We start from the raw sequence: 4273 nt of genomic DNA, 5'->3' as shown, positions 1-4273 counted from the left end.
GGCTTGGCAGCCGCCACCCACAGCACCTCCGCCACTCCCTGCCTGCGGGCAATGACCCGCGCCGCGACGAACAACAGATCCGACAGGCGATTGATATACGCCAGTCCCGGCCCGGCCAATGGCTCCACGGCGTTCAACTGCTGACAGCGGCGTTCGGCGCTGCGGGCCAGGCTGCGGCAGACATGGGCCTGGGCGATCAGTGTCGAGCCACCGGGCAGGATGAAATTCTCCAGCGGCCCCACTTCTTCGTTCCATGCATCGATGGCGGCTTCCAGACGCTCGACTTCCTTCATGTTCAAGGCTTGATAGGCTGGCATCGCCAGTTCACCGCCCAGGTCGAACAGCCGGTGCTGACACGGCGCCAAGACCTCGATCAGCTCCTGTAGCGCCGGATATTCAGCTACCTCTATCGCGAGGCTGGCGAGCAACAATCCCAACTGACTGTTGAGCGTGTCGACCTCGCCAATGGCCTCGACCCGTGGATGGTCCTTGGCTACACGGCGACCATCCCCCAACCCGGTTTCACCTTTGTCGCCGGTGCGGGTGTAAATCTTCGACAGGCGAAAACCCATGTTCAGCGCTCCAGTTGCTTGTGTTCCTGCGGCACCATTGAAGTGCCAGTCAATGGCAGGCGCAAGGTGAAGCAGGTGCCCTGGCCCGGCGCCGACTGCACTTCCATCTGGCCCTTGTGGTTATTGGTGATGATGAAATACGACACCGACAGCCCCAGTCCGGTCCCTTGGCCGATTTCCTTGGTGGTGAAGAACGGCTCGAAGGTGCGTTTGCGCACGTTCTCGCTCATGCCGATGCCGTTGTCCTCCACCTGGATCTCTGCCCACGGTGGGTTCAGCCGCGTGCGCAGGATAATCCGGCCAGGTTCGCTGTCGTCCTGGCGTTGATGGATCGCTTGGGCGGCGTTTTTCAGCAGGTTGAGCAGCACCTGCTCCAGCTCGTTGGCGGTGCCGGGCACCGGGCCCAGGTTCGGGTCGAACTGCCGGATGATCGCTTGGCCCTTGAAATCGAAACCGATCGCCAGGTCAAAGTCGTTACCGGCGATCTCCACCGCCTGGTCGATCAGCGCCGGCAGGTCGCAGGGGGCCATCTGCCGGGTGCTGCGCCGGCTGAAGCTGAGCATGTGGGTGACGATTTTCGCCGCCCGGGCGCCGGCCTGCTGAATGCCATCGAGCAATTGCGGGATTTCCCGGCTTTGCAGGTAAAGGTTCACCCTTTGCAGTTCGATATTCAGTTGTTCGGCCTGTTCGATGTTCTTCGCAAGTTCCGGTGACAGACGCCGACGGATGTTTTGCACGTTGTGCAGGATGGCTCCCAGCGGGTTGTTGATTTCATGGGCCATGCCCGCCGCAAGGCCGCCGACCGAGAGCATCTTCTCCGACTGCACCATCATTTCTTCCAGCGACAAACGTTGGGTGATGTCATCGATGCGGATCACCACGCCGCGCCCGGCGCCGCCCATCAGTGGATAGAAAGTCAGGGCGTAGTGCCGGGCCTCGTCGTCCTTGGTCCAGGTGACACGTTCGATCTTCGCCACCGTGTGCTGTTCGACCGTTTGCTTGAGCTGCGGCAGGTAAGGCTTGAGTGGTTCGAAGGCGAGGAAGATCGGCTGGTTCAGCGCCTCGTCCAGGCGTGTGCCGGAGAGGGCGCTGGCTTCCTGATTCCATTGGGTGACGTAGAGCTGTTCGTCGAGGGCAATCAGGGCCGAGGGCATGGAATCGATAATGCTGTTGAGGTAGTTCTGAAAGCCGGTGAGTTTTTTCTCGATCTTGCTGCGCACTTGGACTTCCAGTTCCAGTTTGCGATTGGTGTGGCGGGTTTCTTCCGCCAGGCCCTGGGCCTGGTCGTAGGCGGCCTGGGAATCGTCCCGCGCGCGCTTGAGCTGCTGCTCCCGGGCTTCGATCCGCGAGAGCATGGTGTTGAACGCCTCAGCCAGACTGCCGATTTCGTCGTGGTTGCCGCGGGCGGCGCGCAGGGAATAGTTCTCCTCGCGGGTAACCTGGCGCGACAACTCCTCGAGCTGATGAATCGGCTGGGTGATCAGGCGCTTGATCTGCTGGGCAATGACCAGCCACAGCAATACGCTGAAAATCAGGATGCCGAGGCTGGCGGTCAGGGTGCCGGTGTAGAACGCCGTCGGCAGTTCGCTGCTGGCCACCAGCAACAGATGACCCGGCGCCGTGCCGGGACGGGGCAGGGTGATGACCTGATTGCTGCGAAACTCACTGGCTTGCCATGCCTGCATATGGCGGTAATGGTCCGGCAGCTTGAGCTTTTCGCCCTCCTGCAGTTGCGCCAGGCGTTCACCTTCGCCGTCATACAAGGCGGCGGCCCGCAACGGTGTGTAGCTGTTGAGTTCATCCAGCAAGCGCTGGGCGGTCTGGGGCGACTGCAGGGCGTCGGCGATCAGGCTCGGGTTGGCCACCAGTCGACCGATGGTCTGCAGGGCCTGGGGCGCCATGCTTTCCTGGGAGATGTAATAGGCGGCGCTGATAAAGGTCAGGTTGGCCACCAGCAGGACGGTGGTCAACAACACCAGCAGGGCGGCCAGCAGTTTCTGGCCGACCGGGAGGTTTTCAAGACGCTGGCGCAATGGCATCGGACTCTTCGTTAAAAAGGAACACGAGGGCCAGCGTAGCCGCTGCTCAGTCGCCGGGCAATCCGAGGTTGTGCAAGTGGGCAATCAGTCGCTGCCGCACTTGTTCCAGATGGGGCAGCGCCAACCGGTGGCGCTCGGCAACCTTGCACGCGTGGCCGAGCAGGTAGCTGATTTCGGTGCGGCGCCCATTGGCGACGTCCTGGTACATCGAGGAGTAGTTGGCCGCGGTGGCCTGGATGACCCGTTCGACTTCCGGCTGCAAGTCTTCGGCTGCCATGGGCTGGCCGCAGCGTTCCAGCAGGTCCGTGAGTTCTGCGCAGAGGGTCGCCACTTCGCAGTGATGCGCCTGCAAGCCGCCGTTCTTGCAGTGGTGCAGGACGGTCAGTGGGTTGATCGCACAATTGAGCGCCAGTTTGCGCCAGAGCCGGGTGAGGATGTCAGCCGTCCATTCGTGGGGTATACCGGCGGCGGTGAGGTCGTCCAGCCAGACCGGTGCCACCGGGTGCGCGGGGTCACCCAGCCAGGTGTAGCCGTGGCCGGCAAACACCACGCGCCAGTCACCGTCGCGGAACGCCCCTTCGGTACTGGAGGCACTGATGCAGCGGGCCAAGGGAACACGATTGGCCACCGCGTCCTGACTGCCGAGGCCGTTCTGCAGCAGGATCAGTTCCGAGTCGGCGCTCAGCCGATGGGCCACAGAAGCCACGGCCGCTTCGGCGTCATAGGCTTTGCAGGCCAGGAGCAGGCGTTTGATCGGCTCGGGGGCGTCGGCTGTTTGCCCAGGTACCGGGTAATGCCGGGCCTGGCCCTGTTCCACCAGCGTCAGTCCCCCGGCGGCCTGATAGGCCTGCAAGCGTTGTTCATTGCGCAGCACCAGCCGCACCGGCAAACCGGCCCGGGCCAGGCGCGTTGCCCATAACATGCCGAGGCTGCCGGCCCCCAGGACATGCCAGGTGGTGGACATCAGTTTTTTACTCGGTTTGGCGCAGGCATCTGGGGGCTCGCAGTGTCGACAGGAAAAGACCCGTTATAATGAGCCCGATTTTAACCACAAGCCAAGCACGCGCCTTTGTTACGGGCGCGTCTTTTTTATTGGAGAACACTACATGCCGTCATTCGACGTGGTATCCGAACTGGACAAACACGAAGTCACCAACGCCGTTGAAAACGCCGTCAAGGAACTCGACCGTCGTTATGACCTCAAGGGCAAGGGCAGTTTCGAGTTCAAGGAGAAGGACCTGACCGTCAACCTGACCGCCGAGGCCGACTTCCAGCTTGAGGCAATGATCGAGATCCTCAAGCTGGCCCTGGTCAAGCGCAAGATCGACGTGCAGTGCCTTGAGGTCAAGGACGCCTATGCCTCGGGCAAGCTGATGAAGCAGGAAGCCGTGCTCAAGGAAGGCATCGATAAGGAACTGGCAAAGAAAATCGTTGCTCATATCAAGGACGCCAAGCTCAAGGTGCAAGCCGCCATCCAGGGCGAGCAAGTGCGCGTCACCGGCAAAAAGCGTGATGACTTGCAGGAAGCCATCGCGGCATTGCGGGGCAAGGAATTCGGCATGCCTTTGCAGTTCAATAATTTCCGCGACTGATAGCCGGTTGCACAGGAAAACGGTTGGCACAGAGAAGTACTGTGGCGAGGGAGCTTGCTCCCGCTTGGGT

At 61.7% G+C, this 4273-nt stretch carries 4 protein-coding genes; 1 reads left to right on the top strand and 3 read right to left on the bottom strand.

What is annotated here, in order from left to right; genetic code table 11:
- From HU811_RS25485 to HU811_RS25475, 3 genes are all read right to left on the bottom strand, one after another.
- Positions 1–572 (bottom strand): cob(I)yrinic acid a,c-diamide adenosyltransferase (locus HU811_RS25485; RefSeq protein ID WP_186658803.1); only part of this gene is annotated, 572 nt, incomplete at its 3' end.
- Between the two features lie 2 nt (positions 573–574).
- On the bottom strand, positions 575–2611 hold the full coding sequence (locus HU811_RS25480; RefSeq protein ID WP_186658800.1) for a sensor histidine kinase: 2037 nt from the start codon (positions 2609–2611) through the stop codon (positions 575–577).
- 46 nt (positions 2612–2657) lie between these two features.
- Positions 2658–3575 (bottom strand): putative 2-dehydropantoate 2-reductase, encoded by a 918-nt coding sequence (locus HU811_RS25475; protein ID WP_186658797.1) that lies wholly within the window; start codon positions 3573–3575, stop codon positions 2658–2660.
- 142 nt (positions 3576–3717) lie between these two features.
- On the opposite strand from HU811_RS25475, the gene HU811_RS25470 reads away from it, so the two are divergent.
- Positions 3718–4203 carry a YajQ family cyclic di-GMP-binding protein gene (locus HU811_RS25470; RefSeq protein WP_003205057.1) on the top strand — a complete coding sequence of 162 codons (486 nt, stop codon included), beginning with the start codon at positions 3718–3720 and terminating at the stop codon, positions 4201–4203.
- Positions 4204–4273: the final 70 nt, after the last annotated feature.

The sequence above is a fragment of the Pseudomonas tehranensis genome (assembly GCF_014268615.1).
In the GTDB taxonomy this organism is placed as follows: Bacteria; Pseudomonadota; Gammaproteobacteria; order Pseudomonadales; family Pseudomonadaceae; genus Aquipseudomonas; species Aquipseudomonas tehranensis.
Note: the sequence above shows the minus strand (reverse complement) of the source record. Positions and strands in the feature narration are given on the sequence as shown.

Excerpts from the sequence above, each read along its gene's own strand:
- HU811_RS25480 (WP_186658800.1), bottom strand. The coding sequence starts at position 2,611 with ATGCCATTGCGCCAGCGTCTTGAAAACCTCCCGGTCGGCCAGAAACTG.
- HU811_RS25475 (WP_186658797.1), bottom strand. The coding sequence starts at position 3,575 with ATGTCCACCACCTGGCATGTCCTGGGGGCCGGCAGCCTCGGCATGTTA.
- HU811_RS25470 (WP_003205057.1), top strand. The coding sequence starts at position 3,718 with ATGCCGTCATTCGACGTGGTATCCGAACTGGACAAACACGAAGTCACC.